Genomic DNA, 20024 nt, shown 5'->3' with positions numbered 1-20024 from the left:
GTGTGACTGACGATGTCGTGGCGCTTGAGGCCCGACCGCTCCCTGGCGCTTCCTGGCCCGGGGCTGTCCTCCTGTCCCGTTTGGCCGATCTTTGGCATCGGGGTGACGTTCCCCTGCTCGGCTCGGTGTCGATTCGGGTCCGCTTTATCGGGCTGGTGGCGCTGGCGCTGGTGGCGGCGGTGACCTTCGGCACCGTGCTCCAACTGGCCGGAGCCCGTATCGAAGCGATGGTGGTGGCCCAGGACGGCTTTCGCCGCCTCAACGATCTCGCCTCGGACATGCGGTCGGGCGCGGCGGCGGCCGAGAACTGGCAGGAACAATTCGTCCGGGATCGCGACCTTGCCGCCGCCGAGGCGTTTCGTCGCGAGATCGCGCGACTGCGCGAACGGCTGGATGCGATGGCCGGTCTGGCCGGAACCGGGCCGATGGCCCAGGCGGTGGTCGAAGCCCGCAACGGTCTGGGCGCGGTCGCCGATGCCTTCGCCGCGCTGGAAAGCGAAGCCGGGCGGCTGGGCTTAAGCGAGAAAGAGGGGCTGCGTGTCCGACTCAACGACTCGACCCGGGCGATCGAACGCGAACTGGCGGAATGGCCCAATGCCGGCGACCTGCCGCTGTTGATGGCGCGGATGCGCCTCGCCGAGCGCGATTACATGCTGTATGGGCTGGCGTCGGCGCTGGGGCGCCATCGCGCCGCCGCGACCCAGTTCGATATGGCGATCGATTCGTCGCCTTTGCCGCCTGCGACCCGCGAGGAGTTCCGTCGCCTCCTCACCCTCTATGCCGCCGATCTGGCCGCCTTCGCCGAGGGCAGTCAGGCGTTGAAGCGCGAAATCGGTCGGGTGCGCGACGGCGTCAAGGTGCTGCAACCGGCGATCGGGCAGGTGGCGACCTTCGCCCGCGAGGGGATGGCCCAGGCGATCGCCGCCCAGGACGAGGAACGCCGCGCCGCCAACAAGATGGTGGCGCTGGTCGGGTTGCTCTCCGCCGCAATGTTCATCGCCGCCGCTCTGGTGCTGGCTCGCAGCGTCACCCAGCCGATCCGGCTGATCCAGGGGGCGATGGAGCGGTTGGCCGCTGGCGATCACACCGTCGGCGTGCCGGGGGGCGAGCGGGGCGACGAAATCGGCGATATGGCCCGCGCCGTCGGCGTGTTCAAGGAAAACGCGATCGCGATGGTCCGGCTGCGGGCCGAGCAGGATTCGATCCGCGCCGAGTCCGAGGCCGCCAATCGCGCCCATCTGCTGGGGCTGGCCGACACCTTCGAACGCGAGGTGAAGCAGAGTGTCGATCTGGTGTCCGAGAGTTCGCTGGCGATCCGCGACACCGCGATGCGGATGGCGGCCCGTACCGACGCGGTCGGCTCTGGCTCGTTGGCGGTGGCCGAAGCGGCCGAGCAGGCCCGTGCCGCCGTCGGTCATGTCGTCGAAGCCGTCGCCGAAATGGATATCTCGGTGCGCGAGATCGCCCAGGGGGCGGTGTCGGCCACCGAGATCGTCGCCGGAGCGGTCGAGGAACTGAACCGCAGCACCGACCGCATCCACGGACTGGCCGAACTGGCGGGGCGAATCGATCGGGTGGTCGGCATGATCACCGAAATTGCCGGGCGCACCAACATGCTGGCCCTGAATGCCGCGATCGAGGCCCAGCGCGCCGGAGCGGCGGGCAAGGGATTTGGCGTCGTCGCCGACGAGGTCAAGCAACTGGCGGGGCAGACCGCGATCTCGACCCGCGAGATCACCGCCCAGATCGCCGCGATCCAGTCGGCCACCGCCGACACCGTTGCCGCCATCGACGGTATCGGCGCGGCGATTGGCCGGATGGACGGCATCGCCCGTCAGGTCTCGCATGCGGTTGGCCGTCAGGCCGAAGCGACCGCGCGGATTGGCCGCTGCGTCGAGGAGGTGATCCTCGATACCAAGGTGGTCAGCGAGGGAGTCGTCGCGGTCACCCAATCCGCCGCCCGCTATTGCGGGGCCGCGATCGGGGTGATGTGGGCGGCCCAGGATCTTGCCGCTCCCGCCGAACGACTTGATTCCGAGGTCGGCGACTTCCTGGCCACCGTGCGCGGCGGCCCGGATCGGGCGGTCGCGGGATAGGGCGGACCCAGACGACCGCGCGGGCGGTCGGACTGTGTGGGGCATCATCACCGATTCATCGCGACGATCGACCGCAACAACGGCGAAAGCCGTTGAGACGATTTCGAGGTATCAACCAGAAGGACACGCCCAAGCCGTGCCATGACCACTCTTCGGCAGAATGACGGGAAAGGATGATCTGTGGATTTGGTCACTATGTGACAGGATGAGGCGAAACGGAACCTTTGGAAACGGGAAGATCATTATCTTTCGATAACCCGAAATGACAGCGGGCGACTCATGGTCGTGGAATTATGTCATGAAATACACGGCCGAATAACTTCGGTGTTCTGTCGAATGCTGGGGCAAACTGCGATGTTCATCGATATCGGCGTCGTGATCATCGACAATTCCCCGAAAGGTAATCGGGGCATTATTCAGATCCTTGTGGCCGTTTCGCCATTCAAAAGTTGCCGTTTTAATCAATCCATGCTTAAAGTATTACGGGGTTAAGGGATAAGGACCGTTTCGCCGCTTGGGGGTGGTTGAAACGGTTTGGGCGAAACAACGTCCGTTGCTGCGCATGCGCAACGGGGCAGGGAGGCTCATGCTTGCGCCGAGACAATCGGCGGCTTGATTTGGGGACAAGCGAAAATGAAATTACTGCTGGCCGATGACCATTCCCTGTTCCGCGAGGGAATCAGGATGGTGCTGGAAAGCCTGGCGGGGGAACCCTTGACGGTGGTCGAAGCCAGCGACTTTCCCCAGGTACTGGCTCGGGTTCGTGCCTCGAACGACATTGATGTCGCTCTGGTCGATCTGGCGATGCCCGGAATGGATGGCCTGTCGGCAATCGGAGCGATCCGGCGTGCCGCGCCCGATTTGTATCTGGTGGTGGTGTCGGCGTCGGAAGATCCCCAGGTGGTTCGCCGCGCCCTTGACGCCGGTGCCCATGGCTATATTTCCAAATCGGCGGGCAGCGCCGAAATGATGAAGGGCATCCGCTCGGTGCTGGACGGTGACATCTTCGTCGCGCCGCCGGTCTCTGCCGCCGATGTCGCGCCCGCCAAGCCCGGCGATTTCGATGCCGAGCGTCTGCGGTCTTTGCTGACGCCGCGCCAGCGCGACGTGCTGGCAATGTTGCGTCAGGGAAAATCGAACAAGGAGGTCGCGCGCGATCTCAATCTGGCCGAAATAACGGTCAAGCTGCATGTCACCGCGATCTTGCGCTCATTGGGCTGTGAAAATCGGACCCAGGCCGCGATTCTGGCGGCCAAAATGGGGCTGTAGGCGGGGTCTGCTTTTTGGAACCCCCCTTATGATAATTAAAATGTTGGCGGCTGACCGTTCACGCGCCTAAGCTATTTCCCTGACATCATGTCGCAAGGTCCCGGTCCGGGCGGCCGCCCGGCCGACCTGGAGAGGGGAGTGCGCCCATGATTGACCCGCTTTTCGTCGAATTATCGCGTTGGCAGTTTGCTGCCACCGCGATGTATCACTTTCTATTCGTGCCACTGACTCTGGGCTTGTCCTGGATGCTGTTCATGATGGAATCGGCCTACGTGTTGACCGATAACGTGGTCTATCGCGATATGACCCGGTTCTGGGGAAAGCTGTTCGGGATCAATTTCGCCGTTGGCGTTGCCACCGGCCTCACCATGGAATTCGAGTTCGGCACCAACTGGGCCTATTACTCGCATTATGTCGGCGACGTGTTCGGCGCTCCGCTGGCGATCGAGGGCCTGATGGCCTTCTTCCTTGAATCGACCTTCATCGGCCTGTTCTTCCTGGGATGGGACAAGCTGACCAAGCGTCAGCATCTCGCGGTGACCTTCTTCACCGCGCTGGGATCGAACCTGTCGGCGATGTGGATTCTGGTCGCCAACGGCTGGATGCAGAACCCGGTCGGCTCGGCCTTTTCGCCCGAGACGATGCGGATGGAAATGACCAGCTTCACCGAAGTGCTGTTCAATCCGGTGGCTCAGGTCAAATTCGTCCATACCGTTGCCGCCGGTTATGTCACCGGGGCGATGTTCGTGCTGGCGATCAGCGCCTGGTACATGCTGAAAGGCCGCGACCTCGGCTTTGCCAAGCGCTCGTTTGCGATTGCCGCCGGGTTCGGCATGGCGTCGATTCTGTCGGTGATCGTGCTGGGCGACGAAAGCGGCTACACGCTGGGCGACGTCCAGAAGACCAAGCTGGCCGCGATCGAGGCCGAATACGAAACCCATCCCGCTCCGGCCGGTCTGACCCTGTTCGCCATTCCCGACGAGCAGGCGATGGAGAACAGCTATTCGATCAAGCTGCCGTGGGCGTTGGGTCTGATCGCGACCCGCTCGACCACCGGCGAGGTCACCGGGATCAAGGATCTGGTCGTTAAGCATGAAGAACGCATCCGCTCTGGCATCGAGGCCTATGACGCGCTTCAGCGTCTGCGCGCCGGGGAACGCAGCGACGAGATCAGCGCCCGTTTCGATCTGCACAAGACCGATCTGGGCTATGGCCTGCTGTTGAAGAAGTACACCGCGTCGGTGGTCGATGCGACGCCGGAACAGATTGCTCTGGCCGCCCGCGACACCATCCCGCCGGTGGCCCCGCTGTTCGTCACCTTCCGTTTGATGGTGCTGGCCGGGGTGCTGATGTTCTTCCTGATCTCGGCGTCGCTCTATTTCTCGATGCGCCGCACGATCGAGCGGCAGCGCTGGCTGTTGAAGGCGTTGGTGTGGAGCTTGCCATTGCCCTGGATCGCCTGTGAGACCGGCTGGTTCGTCGCCGAGTTCGGCCGCCAGCCCTGGGCGATCGGCGAGGTGTTGCCGACCTTCCTCGCCACCTCGAGTCTGACCAGCGGCGATCTGATCTTCAGCCTGACCGGCTTTATCACCTTCTATACCGTGTTGCTGGTGATCGAGCTGTTCCTGATGATCAAATTCACCCGCCTGGGGCCGGCCAGCCTGGGCACCGGTCGCTATCACGGCGAAAACGGTCATGCCGCCGCCGCTCACGCTGCCGGTTGAAGGGGAGGACGAGGATCATGATTCTCGATTATGAAACCCTGAAGTTCATCTGGTGGATTCTGATCGGCGTGCTGCTGATCGGGTTCGCCATCGCCGACGGAATGGATATGGGCGTCGGCGTCCTGCTGCCCTTCCTCGGCAAGACCGACGAGGAACGCCGGGTGATTATCAACACCGTCGGCCCGCATTGGGACGGCAATCAGGTGTGGCTGATCACCGCGGGTGGGGCGATTTTCGCCGCCTGGCCCGCCGTTTATGCCGCCGCGTTCTCGGGCTTCTACATGGCGATGCTGCTGGTGCTGTTCGCCCTGTTTTTCCGCCCGGTCGGCTTTGACTATCGCTCCAAGATCGAAGATCCCCGCTGGCGCAACAGCTGGGATTGGGCTTTGTTCGTCGGCGGTCTGGTTCCGGCGCTGATCTTCGGCGTCGCCTTCGGCAACCTGTTGCAAGGGGTGCCGTTCCAGTTCGACGAGTTCCTGCGCTCGCATTACCAGGGCTCGCTGCTGACCGCATTGCTGCCGCTGCTCAACCCCTTCGCCCTGCTGGCCGGGATCATCAGTCTGGCGATGCTGGTGATGCATGGGGCGATGTGGCTGCAAATCCGCACCGAGGCCCCGGTGTCCGACCGGGCCCGCTCGGTGGCGATCTGGCTCGGGCTGGTTGTCGTTCTTGCCTTTGCCGGTGCCGGTCTGTGGGTGGCCTATGGCATCGACGGCTTCCGGGTGGTGACCCAACCCGCCTTGGACGCGCCGTCGAACCCGCTGGCGAAGACCGTCGTGGCCGAACGCGGCGCCTGGTTGTCGATCTACCACACCGTTCCGGTCGCGATCCTTGCCCCGATCATCGGGTTCGGTGGGATCTTGCTCGCGGTGTTGCTCTCGGTTCTGCGCCGTCCGGGCTTGGGCTTCATCGCCAGCGCCCTCGGTATGGCCGGGATTATCTCTACCGCCGGTCTGTCGATGTTCCCCTTCATCCTGCCGTCCAGCCTTGATCCCAATTCAAGCCTGACCGTGTGGGATGCGCCGTCCAGCCACTTCACCCTGACGGTGATGTTCTGGGCCGTGGTGCTGTTGCTGCCGCTGGTGCTCTCCTATACCGCGTGGTGCTATACGCGGATGTGGGGCAAGGTCACCGTCGATGGGATTCGCGCCGGGAGCCATACGGCCTATTAAAGAGTGAAGGAGAACGCTGATGTGGTACTTCACCTGGATTTTGGGCGTGACTGCCGCGCTGTCCATCGGGCTGATCAACGCCCTGTGGTATGAAGCGGAAAATGCGTTCGATCGCAGCCACGACCGGTGACGGTCGATAGATCGGCCGCCGAGGCGGCGGCGGCGACGGGGTTTCTCCGTCGCCGCGTCGCTTCGGTCCGCCGCCCGCTGGCCCTGGCCACCCTGGCCCAGATGGCCAATGCGGCTCTGATGATCCTGCAATATTCCCTGCTGGCGACGGCGATCGACCGGGCAATCTCCGCTGGGGCCGATCTGGCCGCCTTGTGGCCGTGGCTGGGCTGGGTGCCGCCGATTATCCTGGTCCGGGCGGCTTTGTCCTGGGCCGCCGAGGCGGTGGCGCTGGAGGCCGGGGCCGGAGTGCGCCGGGCCGTGCGTGCCGAACTGGCCGAAAAGCTGTTTGCGCTGGGTCCGGTGCGGCTGGGCGGCGAGCAGGCTGGGGCGCTGTCGGCCTTGCTGGTCGATGGCATCGAGGCGCTTGAGGCCTATTACACCCGCTTTCTTCCGGCGATGCGCAACGCGGTTCTGATCCCGCTGGCGTTGCTGGCGGTGGTAATGCCGCTGGACGGCGTATCGGGACTGATCCTGCTGCTGACCGCGCCGCTGATCCCGCTGTTCATGGCCCTGATCGGCTCGGGTGCCGAGCGGCTCAACCGCCGCCAATGGGCGCGGCTGGCCCGGATGGGGGCGCATTTCCTGGAGATGGTCCAGGGACTGACCACACTGAAATTGTTCAATGCCTCGAAACGCGAGGCCGACACCGTCGCCCGCATCGCCGACGAGTATCGTCTGGCGACGATGGCGGTGCTGCGGGTCGCTTTCCTGTCGGCGCTGGCGCTGGAATTCTTTGCCACCTTGGGAATCGCCCTGGTCGCGGTGCTGATCGGCTTTCGCCTGTTGGCGGGCGAGATCGGGTTCGAGCGCGGGCTGTTCATCTTGCTGCTGGCGCCTGAATTCTATGGTCCGCTGCGGACATTGGGGACGCAATATCACGCCCGGATGGAGGCGTTGGGCACCGCCGGGACGCTGGCCGAGTTGCTGGCCCGCCCGGTACCCCCGCCGCCCGCCGTGGCGGCGACCGCGATTGCCCCCACCACTGCGCCCGAGATCGTCTTTCGCGCCGTCCGCCATGATTACGGCGGCGGGCGGATTGGACTGGACGGGGCCGAGTTCACCCTGGAGGCCGGGCGGATCACCGCCCTGATCGGCCCGAGCGGAGCCGGGAAAAGTACTGCGGTCAATCTGTTGCTGGGCTTTGCCGCGCCGACGGGCGGCGAGATTCTGATCGACGGAACCTCGTTGTCGGCGCTCGATCCCCAAGAGTGGCGGCGGCGGATCGCCTGGGTGCCGCAGCGGCCGCATCTGTTCCAGGGCAGCATTGCCGACAATATCCGGCTGGGTCATCCCGAGGCCGATGCGGCGGCGGTGATCGCGGCGGCGCAAGCCGTCGGGGCAGATCGGTTCATCGCCGCCTTGCCCGAGGGATACGACACCCGCCTCGGCGAAGACGGAGCCGGTCTGTCGGGGGGGCAGGTCCGGCTGGTCGCGCTGTCCCGTGCCGCCCTGCGCGATGCGCCGCTCTTGATCCTCGACGAGCCGTCGGCCAGCCTCGATTCCCAGTCCGAAGCGGCGCTGACCCAGACGTTGCCCGCTTTGGCGCGGGGGCGGACGGTGCTGGTGATCGCCCATCGCCCGGCGACGATTGCCGCCGCCGACCGGATCGTCCGGCTGGAGCAGGGACGGGTGGCGGGAGACGACGCATGAGCCTGCTGCTGCGATTGCTGCTGCTCTATCGCCCGGTGTGGGGCTGGCTGGCGCTGGCCGCTTTCCTGGCCCTGCTGACCCTGCTGGCTCAGACCGGACTGATGGCGCTGTCGGGCTGGTTCATCGCCGCGATGGCTTTGGCCGGGGTGGCGGGAAGCTCGCTTAATTACTTCACTCCCTCGGCGCTGATCCGCGCCGCCGCGATCGTGCGGACCGCCGGGCGCTATGGTGAGCGGCTGGTCGGGCACGAAGCGACCTTCCGCCTGATTGCCCGGTTGCGGGTGTGGCTCTATCGCCGCCTTGAGCGTTTGCCGCTGGCGGTGCGGGGCGCGCATGACGGGGCCGATCTGGCCCAGCGGCTGCGCGGCGATCTCGACCGGCTGGAGACGGTGTTTCTGCGCCTGATCGCGCCGCTGGCGGTGGCCCTGGTCGGGGGCGGGCTGGGGGTGTTGTGGATGGGGCGGTTCGAGCCCGACCTGGCGCTGGCCGAGGCGGCTTTGCTGCTGGCCGCCGGGGTCGCGGTGCCGGTGATGGTGGCCCGCGCGGCGGCGCGGCGGGGGGTGCGTCAGGTGACGCTGCTGACCGCTTTGTCGGGGGCAGCGGTCGAGGCGGTGCAGGGGCTGCCCGAATTGCTGGTGTTTGGCGCCGAGCGGCGTCACCGCGAGCGGATCGAGGCGCTGTCATCCGACCTGATCGCCGAACAGATCGGCCTGGGCCGCTTGATCGCGCTGTCCCAGGCGGCCGGGCTGCTGTGCGGCCATCTCGCGCTGTGGGCGGCGGTGGTGCTGACCGTCCCGCTATTGGCCGAGGGGCGGCTGGGCGGTCCCGATCTGGCGATGCTGGTCCTGCTCGCCTTGGCCTTGTTCGAGGCGGTGACCCCGCTGCCCGCCGCCTTCCTGGCGCTGGGGGGCGTGATCGAATCCGCCCGGCGGGTGTTCGCCCTCGCCGATGCCGCGCCTAATGCGTCCGAGGCCGAGACGGTCCCCCAGCCTTGCCCCACCCGCTGCGACCTGTCGCTGCGCGGGATCACCTATCGCTGGGGGGCGGAGCGGGCGGCGCTGTTCGATGGCTTTGATTTCGATCTGCCCCAGGGCGGCCGGGTCGCCCTGGTCGGTCCCAGCGGCAGCGGCAAATCGACCCTGGTGCTGTTGCTGACCGGGCTGGTGACGCCCGAGGCCGGGACGATCCTGCTGGGTGGCCGTCCGATCACGTCGCTGGACGACGAGACGCGGCGGCGCTGTTTCGCCGTCGCCCCCCAATCCTGCGGGCTGTTCAGCGGTACGTTGCGCGCGAGCTTGCGGCTGGCCGATCCCGAGGCCGACGATGCTGCCCTGTGGCGCAGTCTGACCCTGGTTGGGCTGGCCGATTTCGTCGCGGCGTTGCCCGAGGGGCTCGACACCTGGATCGGTGCCGCCGGCCTGACCCTGTCGGGCGGGCAGGCGCGGCGGCTGGCGGTGGCGCGGGCGTGGTTGCGTCCGGCCCCGGTGCTGATTCTCGACGAGCCGGGCGAGGGATTGGATTCCGAAGCCGAACAGGCGTTGCTGGACGCGGTGATCGACCAGTTGGACGGGCGGTCGCTGCTGCTGATTACCCACCGCTCGGCCGGGCTGGCGCGGATGGAGCATGTGGTGCGGTTCGGGGGGTAGGCGCGGGGCGGACGCGCTCTCAGCCGGTGATGCTCGCCATCACCGACGATTGGGTTGCCGCGTCGATGCCGCGCGCGTCCATGGCGTTCCTCAGAAGCGGTGCGTCGTAGCCATGATCGCGCATCCAGGCGGCGATGGACTCGGCTTGGTCCTTGCGGTCGCGGCAGAGCTCGGTTGCCAGCCGCAATTCGGGGGCCACCACGGCAACCCGCGTGTCGCCAACGGCGATCTCGGAAAAATGCGTCCAGGGGCCGCTGCCGAAGGCTTCGATGAATGTGGATTGCGACGGCGACTCGACGGTGCTGATATCGACTTGAACGCCGTCCACCTCGAACGCCGCGTAATATTGCACGCAACAGGGCATCCATGTCGGTGGGGTCAGGCAGCGGTAGGCGGCCAGCGCCCGCGCGAAACGATCGACATCGGCGCGCGTCCTCGCCAGAAAATCGACGTCGCCGGGCTTGATCGGTACTCCGCGCAGCAGGTCGGCGGCGGTGCCGATCAGGCAGGAGTGGAAGCCGCCTTCCTGTTTCACCCGGCCCAGCACCGTTATCAGCGTGTGGCGCACCTGCTCTGGTGTCAGCGTCACGACACCCGTTCCTTTCTACAGATCGAAATCGACCATCACCGGCACATGATCGGACGGCTGGGGCCAGGCGCGGGCCTCGCGGGCGACCAGGGTGGCGCGCAGGCTGTCCTTCAACGCCGGGGTGACCCAGATATGGTCGAGTCGGCGGCCGCGATCGTTGCGGGTCCAGTCGGGCGAGCGATAGCTCCACCACGTAAACAGCTTTTCGGATTCGGGAACGAAGTGGCGGACCGCATCGACGAAGGGGACGCTGTTTTGCAGCGCGGTCAGCGCCTCGACCTCGATTGGAGTGTGACTGACCACCGACAAAAGCTGCTTGTGCGACCACACGTCATTGACCAGAGGGGCGACGTTGAAATCACCGGCCAGGATCACTTTGTCCTCGGGGCGGATTTCGGCCTGCATCCATTCTGTCACTTGGCGCAGGAAGTCGAGCTTGTGGGCGAATTTGGGATTGATGTCGGGGTCGGGAATGTCGCCGCCCGCCGGGACATACAGGCAATGGACCTGGAGCCCGTCGTCGAGTTCGGCGATCAGATGGCGGCGATCGTCCTTGCCGCACCAGGACGGCGTCCGCACCGCGCGGATCGGGCGGCGCGACAGCACCGCGACGCCGTTATAGCTTTTCATCCCATGATAAGCGACGTGCTCGAAGCCAAGCTCGCGGCAGGCCTCGAGTGGAAACAGCGGGTCATCGACCTTGATTTCCTGAAGACAGAGGATGTCGGGGGCCATCTCGGCGACGATCCGCCCGACCAGATCAATCCTGAGCCGGAGCGAGTTGACGTTCCAGGTAACCAGCCGTAATCCCATGATTTGAAAAGCCTTATGCCATTCGTCTGCCCCCGCGGACCAACTGACGCGGGGTGCGGAGCGTCCGGCATTATGCCGTTCGAACCTCGTTCAGGAAACGCTGGACCTCGGTTTCGAGTGTTTCGGTCTCGGACAACAGACCGTTAGCGGCCTGGAACACGCCTTGGGCCATCCGGCCGGTTTCCGCCGCCGCCTGGGCGACTCCGGCAATGTTGCCCGAGGTCCGCGAGGTGTTGGCCGAGGCTTCCTCGACATTGCGGGAGATTTCGGAGGTGGCGGCGCTTTGCTGCTCGACCGCACCGGCGATGGCGGTGGACAGCTCGTTGAGGGTGCGGATGGTCTGGCCGATCCCATCCAGGGTCCGGGCCGCCGCCTCGGTCGCCTGCTGCACCGCCGTCACCTGCTGGGCGATATCCTCGGTCGCCCGCGCGGTCTGACCGGCCAGGGTCTTGACCTCGCCCGCGACGACGGCGAAGCCCTTGCCTGCTTCGCCCGCCCGAGCGCTTTCGATGGTGGCGTTCAGCGCCAGCAGATTGGTCTGGCTGGCGATGTCGTTGATCAGGTTGACCACCGCGCCGATCTTCTGCGCCGCCTCCAACAATCCGGCGATGGTCCGGTTGGCCGCTTCGGCCTCGGCGGTGGCGGTGCGGGCGATTGCCGCGGATTGATGGACCTGACGCGAGATCTCGCCGATCGAACTGCTCAATTGGGTTGCCGCCGTCGCCACCGTCGCGACATTGGCGGTCGCCTGCTCGGTCGCGGTCGAGACGTCGGCGCTTTGCCGCTGGGTCTGATCGGCATTGTTGGTCAGGGTATCGGACGATAGATGCAGTTCACTGGCGGCGGATTTGATCTTTTCCAGCAACAGCTTCACCGAGCTGTCGAACTGTTGGGTGGTCGTCTCGATCTTGCGCTGACGCTGGTCGCGCAACGCCAGATCGGCTTGTTCGCGCCGGGCGGTGTCGGCGGCGGCGATCAGGCTTTGCCGCCATTGCTCCAGCGCGACCGCCAGCGGAGCCAGTTCGTCGCGGCGGTCGGTGTCCGGGATCGGGGATTCGGTCTGGCCCGCGCCGAGATTGCGCACCGCGCCGATCAGGCGGTCGAGCGGGCGGGTGACCGAGCGTGACACCAGCAGCGGCGCGATCAGGGCAATCAGGGTCGCCAGCAGGGTGAGGGCGAGCACAACCCCTTTGAGGTGGGTTTCGCGGTCGGCGGCTTCGGCTTCGGTCGTGGTGGACAGGGTGTTGGCGGCGGCGACCAGCGCGTCGATGGCGGCGCGATGCTCGTCATAGAGAATTTCCATCTCGGCAAAGGCCATCTGGGCGCGGAAGCTGCTGCCGCGCGCCAAAGCGGGGAAGAAGACGGTGTCGGCGACCTCGAAGAACTTCGCCGCCGGTTTGAACGAACGCTCGAGCAAGAGGTCCGCGACCTCGCCTTTCAGACCGGCCTTTTCCCAATAAGCGTGACGCTCCAGATACAGAGACTTTTGCTGAAGCAGGGTCAGTTTCAACCCGTCGAGGTCCCTGGGATCGGCGTTCTGCGCGCGCGAGATCGTCTGATAGGCCTGGATGATGTATTCCGGCGGCGGATTGACGTCGGCCAGCAGATCCTTGGCCTGAACGACGCGGCCATAGACCGGGCCGCCGACCTTCAGTTCGTTGAAGACGCTCCACCATCCGGCAACGATGGCTCCGGTGGCGACCACGCTGACCAGGGCCAGGGCGATCAGCCGTCCCCGAATTGTGAAGATGGCACCCATGATCGTCCCGTTCCCTTCGTTTTCGGCACTCGTGCCCCTGTGATGACGGGCAAGCCTAGCGAACGGGGTGGGGAAGGGTCAATATAACTATCTAGTAGACGGGTAGATTGTTTGGGTTTGCAAAAGGGGGCGTGCGACAGCGCGCCCCCCCTTTCAGGCAAAGCGGTCAGGCGGGCTTGCCGCCCACCACCAGATAATTGACGTCGAGGCTGTCGGTCTCGCGCCATTCGTCGGAAATCGGGTTATAGGCGACGCCGACGAAGCGGGCGACCTCGATCCCGGCGGAACACAGGATGCGCGAGAACTCGGACGGGCGGACGAATTTGTGCCAGTCGTGGGTGCCGCGCGGCAACCAGCGCAACACGTATTCGGCGCCCACCACCGCCAGCAGCCACGCCTTGGGGGTGCGGTTCATCGTCGCGCCGACGAACACCCCGCCCGGCTTCAGGTGGGCGGCGGCGGCGTGCAGGAACAGGTTGACATCGGTGACGTGCTCGACCACTTCCATGCACAAGACGACGTCGAACATCTCGGCGGGGTCGAGTTGTTCCGGCGAGGCGACGCGATAGGTGACGTTGGCGCCGGTCTTTTCGGCGTGCAGGCTGGCAATCTTGACGTTCTTCTCGCCCGCGTCGATCCCGGTGACGGTGAAGCCCAGCGCGGCCATCGGTTCGGACAGCAGGCCGCCACCGCTGCCGACGTCGAGCAGGGTCAGACCCTCGAACGGCCGATCAAGCGAGGGATCGCGGCCGAACGCTTCGGCGAAATGGCGGCGCATGAAGTCGATCCGCACCGGATTGAACTTGTGCAGCGGCTTGAATTTCCCGGTGGGATCCCACCAGGCGTCGGCCATGGCGGTGAAACGGGCGATTTCCTCCGGCGATGCGGTGCCCGGCTGAGTCATGTACAAAAACCTCCTTCAAAGCGAGGCCCGCCCATTCGGGCTGGGCCGCTCTTGCTTCCGAACCTTCGACAGAGTATGTATACGCGCCCTTCCGGCGGCAACCGGGCATGTTAAAGATTTCCTGTATCAGGCCGGGTCGTCCCTGGGTTTTCAGGCTGGGCGCCCGGGGCAAAAGGGTCTCCTGAATGGCTCGCATCGTAATGAAGTTCGGCGGCACCTCCGTCGGCGATATCGACCGCATCAAGAATGTGGCGAACCGCGTCAAGCGTGAGGTGGATGCCGGTAATCAAGTCGCGGTGGTCCTGTCGGCAATGTCCGGCGTGACCAATCAACTGGTTGCGTGGTGCAATCAGATGGCCAAGTTGCCTGATCCGCGCGAATATGACACCGTAGTTGCGACCGGCGAACAGGTCACGATCGGCTTGTTGGCGATCGGATTGCAGGAATTGGGGCTGGAAGCGCGCTCGTGGTGCGGCTGGCAGATTCCGATCCGCAGCAATGGCGTGCACGGCAAGGCGCGGATCGACTCGATCGACACCGCCCGGATGTCGGCGGCGATGGCGCAAGGACAGGTCGCGGTGGTCGCGGGCTTCCAGGCCGTCGGCCCGGACGAGCGGATCAGCACGTTGGGACGCGGCGGGTCAGACACGTCGGCGGTGGCGCTGGCGGCGGCGCTCGGGGCCGATCGTTGCGACATTTATACCGATGTCGATGGGATCTACACCACCGATCCCCGCATCGTGGCCAAGGCGCGCAAGCTGCACCGCATCACCTATGAGGAGATGCTGGAGCTGGCCTCGGTCGGGGCCAAGGTGTTGCAGACCCGCTCGGTCGAGATGGCGATGAAACACCGGGTGCGGGTGCAGGTTCTGTCGAGCTTCGAGGACAAGCCCGGGACTCTTGTTTGCGACGAGGATGAGATCGTGGAAAAGGAACTGGTGAGCGGCATCGCCTATAGCCGCGACGAGACCAAGGTGACCCTGACCCGGGTGCCCGACCGCCCCGGCGTGGCGGCCTCGATCTTCGGGCCGCTTGCCGATGCGTCGGTCAATGTCGATATGATCGTCCAGAACGTGTCGGAGGACGGGCGCTTTACCGATCTGACCTTCACCGTTGCCCACACCGATCTGGAGCGGGCGCGTGAGGTTCTGAATGCCGCCCAATCGTCGTTGGGCTTCGAACGGTTGAGCGACGATCCCGATGTGGTCAAGGTTTCGGTGATCGGCGTCGGCATGCGCTCGCACGCCGGTATCGCCCAGAAAATGTTCCAGACTCTGGCGCAGGAGGGGATCAACATTCAGGTGATCTCGACTTCGGAAATCAAGATCAGCGTGCTGATCGCGGAAAAGTACACCGAACTGGCGCTGAGGGCGCTTCATACCGCTTATGGTCTCGACGCCGCCTGACACCGGGCCGGCGCGGGACCGTCTCCTGGGCCGTGGCACCCGCCACGGCGGCGGGTGGGCGGAGAGAACGGACCAGGGGATCTGATGAACAAGGCTAAGGCAAGACAGCGGCTTGAGCTCTTATGGCGTCGCGGCCGTGACTTTCTCGGCACCGAATACGCCATCATGGGCGGCGCGATGTCGTGGATATCCGAGCGTAATCTGGTCGCCGCGATTTCGAATGGCGGCGGGTTCGGGGTTCTGGCCTGCGGTACGATGACTCCCGACCGGCTGGCCGAGGAAATTCAGGCGACCCAGGCGCTGACCACCCGCCCGTTCGGGGTCAATCTGATCACGATGCATACCGAGCTGGAGGCGTTGATCGACGTCTGCGGCCGTCTGTCGGTCGGCCATATCGTGCTGGCCGGGGGGTTGCCCAGCAGCACCTCGATCCGCCGGGCCAAGGATCTCGGCTCCCGGGTGATGGCCTTTGCCCCGACGGTGCCGTTCGCCCGCAAGCTGGTGCGGACCGGGATCGACGCCCTGGTGATCGAAGGCACCGAGGCGGGCGGGCATATCGGCCCGGTCGCGACCAGCGTGCTGGCCCAGGAAATCCTGCCCCAGGTTACCGAGGTGCCGGTGTTCGTCGCTGGCGGCATCGGCCGGGGCGAGGCGATGCTGTCCTTCCTCGAAATGGGGGCATCGGGCTGTCAGCTTGGCACCCGTTTCGTCTGTGCCACCGAATGCATCGCCCATCCCAATTTCAAGCAATCCTTCATCAAGGCCTCGGCCCGCGACGCGGTTCCCTCGACCCAGGTCGATCCGCAATTCCCGGTGATTCCGGTCCGCGCCCTGGCCAACAACGCCACCCGCCGCTTCGTCGAATTCCAGCACGAGGTGATCGCCCGATGCCGCTCCGGCGAGATCAGCCAGAAGGAAGCGCAGCTTCAGATCGAGCATTACTGGGCCGGGGCGCTGCGCCGGGCGGTGATCGACGGCGACACCGAGAACGGCTCGCTGATGGCCGGTCAGAGCGTCGGTCTGGTCTCGCGCGAGCAGCCTACCGCCGAGATTCTGCGCGAGGTGGTCGACCAGGCGATCGACGCCCTATCCGCCCGGGAAGGCCCGTCGCTGTCCCTGGTCGGGCAGTGATCCGGACACTGGCGTCGGGGGGGCGGCGATGCTGACGTCGGGAACAACATCGGTCTCGCGGCGGCTGCTGGGGCGTCTGCGCGACGTCATGGCCGGGGCGGGCACCGCCCAGGAGCGGCTGGACAAGGTGGTGACGCTGATCGCCGCCGACATGGTCGCCGAGGTCTGCTCGTGCTACGTGATGCGGGCGGGCGAGGTGCTGGAACTGTTCTCGACCGAGGGGCTGAAAAGCGAATCGGTCCACCAGACCCGGCTGCGCGTCTCCGAAGGTCTGGTCGGCGACATCGCCGCCCACGCCCGGCCGCTGGCGCTGGCCGATGCCCAGGCGCATCCCCGTTTCGCCTATCGTCCCGAGACCGGCGAGGAAATCTATCATTCGCTGATGGGCGTGCCGATCATCCGCGGCTCGCGCGTGCTGGGCGTGCTGGTGGTGCAGAACCGCACCATGCGCCATTACACCGAGGAAGAGGTCGAGACCCTCGAAACCGTCGCGATGGTGCTGGCCGAACTGGTTGCCTCGGGCGATCTGGTCAACCGGTCGGAACTGGTCCCGGTCGATGGCAATGCGGTGCTGCCGCTGCGGCTCGAAGGGGTGCGGCTGAATGCCGGGGTGGGCGTCGGGATCGCGGTGCTGCATCGTCCCCGCATCACCGTTCGCCGTCTCGTCGCCGAGGATCCCGACATCGAGATCGACCGGTTGGACCGGGCGCTGGCGGCGATCAAGACCGAACTGGAAGAATTGTTCTCGCGTCCCGAGATGCGCGACGGCGAGCATCGCGACGTCCTTGAGACCTATCGGATGTTCACCGAGGACAAGGGCTGGCTGAACCGGATCGGCGAGGCGGTCCGCACCGGTCTGACCGCCGAGGCGGCGGTGCAGAAGGTCCATGACGATACCCGCGCCCGGATGGCGACGATCACCGATTCCTATCTGCGCGAGCGGCTGCACGATTTCGAGGATCTGGCCAACCGGCTGTTGCAGCATTTGTCGGGCGACGACGAGGACGGCCCGCGCGGCGAGCTGCCCGAATCGGCGATCCTGATCGCCCGCAATATCGGGCCGATGGAATTGTTCGATTACGATCCCAAGCAATTGCGCGGGCTGGTGCTGGAGGAGGGCTCGACCACCTCGCACGTCGCGATCGTCGCCCGCGCCCTCGACATCCCGGTGGTGGGGCGGGTTAAGGACGTGCTCGACATGATCGAGCCGCTCGACCCGGTGATCTGCGACGGCGACAACGGCCAGGTGTTCATCCGCCCGCCCGAAGACATCCGCGAATCCTTCGTCGAGGCGATGAGCCAGCGCCAGCAGCGCCTCGCCGTCTATGCCAAGCTGCGCGACCTGCCCGCCGAGACCAAGGACGGCATCCGCATCGGCATCTTGATGAATGCCGGTTTGCTGCTCGACCTCCAGCATCTCCACGAATCCGGGGCCGACGGGATCGGGCTGTACCGCACCGAACTGCCGTTCATGGCCCGCTCGGCGCTGCCCAACGTCGATGCCCAGACCCTGCTGTATCGCAAAATTCTCGATCAGGCGGCGGGCAAGCCGGTGGTGTTCCGCACCCTCGATGTCGGCGGCGACAAGGTGTTGCCCTACTGGAATCCCTCCGACGAGGACAATCCGGCGCTGGGCTGGCGTTCGATCCGGATCACGCTGGACCGTCCGGCGGTGATGCGCCAGCAATTGCGGGCGCTGCTGCGGGCCGCCGCCGGACGCGAATTGTCGGTGATGTTCCCGATGATCGCCGAGGTGGCCGAGCTGGTCCACGCCCGCGAAATCCTCGATATCGAGATCGCCCGCGAGAAGACGTTGGGGGGCGTGCCGCCGACCCGCGTCCGGGTCGGAACGATGCTCGAAGTTCCCGCTTTGGCGTTCCAGCTCGACGCGCTGTTGCCACTGGTCGATTTCGTCTCGATCGGGTCGAACGACCTGACCCAGTTCCTGTTCGCGGTCGATCGCGGCAACCCCCGCATCGCCGAGCGGTATGACCCGCTGTCGCCGTCGATGATCCGCTTCATGGGCCATGTCGCCGACAAATGCCGCGAATACGGCGTCCATCTGTCGGTGTGCGGCGAGATGGCCGGTCGGCCGGTCGATGCAATGACCCTGATCGGGATCGGCATCCGCTCGCTGTCGGTGGCGGCGCCCGCCATCGGTCCGGTCAAGACGATGGTGCGCAGCCTCGATGTCGAGGTGCTGAAGCCGTATCTGCACAGTCTGCTCGACTCGCGCGATCATTCGCTGCGATCGAAATTACGCAGCTTCGCGATTGATCACGGCGTCCTGCTGTGATCTTGGGCGGGGGTTGCCCCGGCCCGGTGGAATTGCTAAACCAGGGAACCGCTTGACGAGAAGGGTCCGCCGCCGTGGACAGCCCCGCTTCTGACGACCAGACGCCGCCGGTCGATTCCGGCATTCCTCCCGTGGCCCCCGCGCCGGTGCGGATTGCCGACCAGTTGGCGGTCGGGCCGACCCTCCGCGCCGCACGTGAACGGACCGGACGGACATTGCCCGAATGCTCGCAGCAATTATTCATCCGCCTGCCGTTCCTCGAGGCGCTGGAAGACGGTCGTCACCGCGATCTTCCCGGTGGGGCCTATGCCGCCGGGTTCCTGCGCACCTATGCCGAATTTCTTGAACTCGACGGCGAGGAACTGGTCCGGCGCTTTCGGCAGGAAGGGGCGGGGGGCTTCACCAACCGCACCGAACTGGCCTTTCCCTCGCCGGTATCCGAGGGCCGCATTCCCGGCGGCGCGGTGATCTTTCTCGGTCTGGTCCTGGCCGGTCTGACCTATGGCGGCTGGTATCTGTTGTCGTCGCGCGAGGCCGACGTGGCCGAGATCGTGCCGCCGCTGCCCGAGCGCCTGTCGACGATGCTGAACCGTCAGGCGGCGCTGACCGGCGAGCCCCGTGCCACCGCTTCCGCTCCGACCGACACCGCCGCCGCCGCCGACCCGACGCGTACCCGTGAAGACGTGGTGCCGCCGTCCGAATCCGACGACGATGCGAAACCTGCCGCTCCCGATCTTAAGGCCCCCGAGCCGGTTCAGACCAGCCCGGCCCCGGCCCCGGTTGCGCCGCCGCCCGCTCCGGTCGCGGCTCCGGCCCTGCCGCCCGCGCCGGTCGAGCCGGTCGCGGTGAAGCCGGACTCGCTGAAGACCGAGCCGCCCAAGGTCGAACCGGTCAAGCCCGAGCCCTCCAAGACCGACGCGTCCGCGCAGGCTCCCGCCGCCGTTCCGGCGACGTCGGCCACGACCGCCGCGCCCGAGGTCAAGGCCCCCGACGCAGCCTCGCCGACCGGAAAGGTGTTCGGGGCTGAATATGCGGATTCTCGCGTCAGTCTGCGTGCCGTCGCCGACGATTGCTGGGTCCAGGTGCGCGAAATGGACGGGTCGATCCTGACCTCGCGTCTGCTGCGGCGGGGCGACAGCCTGCGCCTGCCCAACCGTCCCGGCCTGTCGTTGATGGCGGGCAATTCCGGCGCGTTGGAGGTCACGGTCGATGGTCGTCGCATCGCTCCTCTCGGTGCGGTCGGCCAAGTGCGGCGCGACATCCGGCTCGATCCCGACCGCCTGGGAGCGGGTGGGTGATCCCCACACGAGGCCCCTTCCTCGTTCCCGGCGCAATGCGCTATAACCCGACGCTTCGGGCTTTCTTGGCGGCTGCCCGGACGGTCATGAGCATCAGTGC

15 protein-coding genes are annotated in these 20024 nt (G+C 65.9%); 11 read left to right on the top strand and 4 right to left on the bottom strand.

What is annotated here, in order from left to right:
* The first annotated feature begins 2 nt into the window (after nt 1-2).
* The 7 genes from BLW40_RS09125 to cydC all read left to right on the top strand — a co-directional run bounded on the left by BLW40_RS09125 (nt 3) and on the right by cydC (nt 9728).
* A complete protein-coding gene (locus BLW40_RS09125; RefSeq protein ID WP_074767777.1) occupies nt 3-2096 on the top strand; it encodes a methyl-accepting chemotaxis protein in 2094 nt (697 codons plus the stop codon).
* Nucleotides 2097-2729: 633 nt separating this feature from the next.
* Nucleotides 2730-3365, top strand: coding sequence for a response regulator transcription factor (locus BLW40_RS09120; RefSeq protein WP_074767775.1), 636 nt, complete (start codon nt 2730-2732; stop codon nt 3363-3365).
* A 146-nt stretch (nt 3366-3511) separates the two neighbouring features.
* Nucleotides 3512-5089, top strand: coding sequence for a cytochrome ubiquinol oxidase subunit I (locus BLW40_RS09115; protein ID WP_074767773.1), 1578 nt, complete (start codon nt 3512-3514; stop codon nt 5087-5089).
* 17 nt (nt 5090-5106) lie between these two features.
* Nucleotides 5107-6261: a cytochrome d ubiquinol oxidase subunit II gene (gene cydB / locus BLW40_RS09110; protein WP_074767771.1), complete on the top strand. Its 1155-nt coding sequence runs from the start codon at nt 5107-5109 to the stop codon at nt 6259-6261.
* Between the two features lie 19 nt (nt 6262-6280).
* Entirely contained in the window at nt 6281-6391 is a 111-nt protein-coding gene (gene cydX / locus BLW40_RS09105; RefSeq protein WP_074767769.1) for a cytochrome bd-I oxidase subunit CydX, read from the top strand.
* Nucleotides 6388-8082: a thiol reductant ABC exporter subunit CydD gene (gene cydD, locus BLW40_RS09100; protein WP_074767767.1), complete on the top strand. Its 1695-nt coding sequence runs from the start codon at nt 6388-6390 to the stop codon at nt 8080-8082. The genes cydX and cydD overlap by 4 nt, the downstream gene beginning before the upstream one ends.
* Nucleotides 8079-9728 (top strand): thiol reductant ABC exporter subunit CydC, encoded by a 1650-nt coding sequence (gene cydC, locus BLW40_RS09095; protein ID WP_074767765.1) that lies wholly within the window; start codon nt 8079-8081, stop codon nt 9726-9728. Before cydD ends, cydC begins: the two co-directional genes overlap by 4 nt.
* A 19-nt stretch (nt 9729-9747) precedes the next feature.
* Here the strand turns inward: cydC and BLW40_RS09090 are convergent, their stop codons facing one another.
* The 4 genes from BLW40_RS09090 to ubiG all read right to left on the bottom strand — a co-directional run bounded on the left by BLW40_RS09090 (nt 9748) and on the right by ubiG (nt 13799).
* Nucleotides 9748-10317, bottom strand: coding sequence for a hypothetical protein (locus tag BLW40_RS09090; RefSeq protein ID WP_074767763.1), 570 nt, complete (start codon nt 10315-10317; stop codon nt 9748-9750).
* 15 nt (nt 10318-10332) lie between these two features.
* Nucleotides 10333-11130 (bottom strand): exodeoxyribonuclease III, encoded by a 798-nt coding sequence (xth, locus tag BLW40_RS09085; RefSeq protein WP_074767761.1) that lies wholly within the window; start codon nt 11128-11130, stop codon nt 10333-10335.
* A gap of 70 nt (nt 11131-11200) precedes the next feature.
* Nucleotides 11201-12889 (bottom strand): methyl-accepting chemotaxis protein, encoded by a 1689-nt coding sequence (locus BLW40_RS09080; protein ID WP_074767759.1) that lies wholly within the window; start codon nt 12887-12889, stop codon nt 11201-11203.
* A gap of 166 nt (nt 12890-13055) precedes the next feature.
* Nucleotides 13056-13799, bottom strand: coding sequence for a bifunctional 2-polyprenyl-6-hydroxyphenol methylase/3-demethylubiquinol 3-O-methyltransferase UbiG (gene ubiG / locus BLW40_RS09075; RefSeq protein WP_425283707.1), 744 nt, complete (start codon nt 13797-13799; stop codon nt 13056-13058).
* A gap of 179 nt (nt 13800-13978) precedes the next feature.
* Here ubiG and BLW40_RS09070 point away from each other — a divergent pair, with 179 nt between their 5' ends.
* From BLW40_RS09070 to BLW40_RS09055, 4 genes are all read left to right on the top strand, one after another.
* Nucleotides 13979-15199 carry an aspartate kinase gene (locus tag BLW40_RS09070; protein WP_074767755.1) on the top strand — a complete coding sequence of 407 codons (1221 nt, stop codon included), beginning with the start codon at nt 13979-13981 and terminating at the stop codon, nt 15197-15199.
* A gap of 84 nt (nt 15200-15283) precedes the next feature.
* On the top strand, nt 15284-16330 hold the full coding sequence (locus BLW40_RS09065; RefSeq protein WP_074767753.1) for an NAD(P)H-dependent flavin oxidoreductase: 1047 nt from the start codon (nt 15284-15286) through the stop codon (nt 16328-16330).
* Nucleotides 16331-16358: 28 nt separating this feature from the next.
* Nucleotides 16359-18626 (top strand): phosphoenolpyruvate--protein phosphotransferase, encoded by a 2268-nt coding sequence (gene ptsP / locus BLW40_RS09060; protein WP_074767751.1) that lies wholly within the window; start codon nt 16359-16361, stop codon nt 18624-18626.
* Between the two features lie 74 nt (nt 18627-18700).
* Nucleotides 18701-19924 carry a helix-turn-helix domain-containing protein gene (locus tag BLW40_RS09055; protein WP_074767749.1) on the top strand — a complete coding sequence of 408 codons (1224 nt, stop codon included), beginning with the start codon at nt 18701-18703 and terminating at the stop codon, nt 19922-19924.
* Nucleotides 19925-20024 lie beyond the last annotated feature (100 nt).

The organism is Magnetospirillum fulvum (assembly GCF_900108475.1).
Lineage (GTDB): Bacteria > Pseudomonadota > Alphaproteobacteria > Rhodospirillales > Magnetospirillaceae > Phaeospirillum > Phaeospirillum fulvum_A.
This window is presented reverse-complemented; position numbering and strand designations above follow the sequence as displayed.

Bases quoted from the DNA above. Each gene is read 5' to 3' on its own strand.
- BLW40_RS09120 (WP_074767775.1), top strand. From the start codon at position 2,730: ATGAAATTACTGCTGGCCGATGACCATTCCCTGTTCCGCGAGGGAATC.
- BLW40_RS09115 (WP_074767773.1), top strand. From the start codon at position 3,512: ATGATTGACCCGCTTTTCGTCGAATTATCGCGTTGGCAGTTTGCTGCC.
- cydB (WP_074767771.1), top strand. From the start codon at position 5,107: ATGATTCTCGATTATGAAACCCTGAAGTTCATCTGGTGGATTCTGATC.
- cydX (WP_074767769.1), top strand. From the start codon at position 6,281: ATGTGGTACTTCACCTGGATTTTGGGCGTGACTGCCGCGCTGTCCATC.
- cydC (WP_074767765.1), top strand. From the start codon at position 8,079: ATGAGCCTGCTGCTGCGATTGCTGCTGCTCTATCGCCCGGTGTGGGGC.
- xth (WP_074767761.1), bottom strand. From the start codon at position 11,130: ATGGGATTACGGCTGGTTACCTGGAACGTCAACTCGCTCCGGCTCAGG.
- BLW40_RS09080 (WP_074767759.1), bottom strand. From the start codon at position 12,889: ATGGGTGCCATCTTCACAATTCGGGGACGGCTGATCGCCCTGGCCCTG.
- BLW40_RS09070 (WP_074767755.1), top strand. From the start codon at position 13,979: ATGGCTCGCATCGTAATGAAGTTCGGCGGCACCTCCGTCGGCGATATC.
- BLW40_RS09065 (WP_074767753.1), top strand. From the start codon at position 15,284: ATGAACAAGGCTAAGGCAAGACAGCGGCTTGAGCTCTTATGGCGTCGC.
- ptsP (WP_074767751.1), top strand. From the start codon at position 16,359: ATGCTGACGTCGGGAACAACATCGGTCTCGCGGCGGCTGCTGGGGCGT.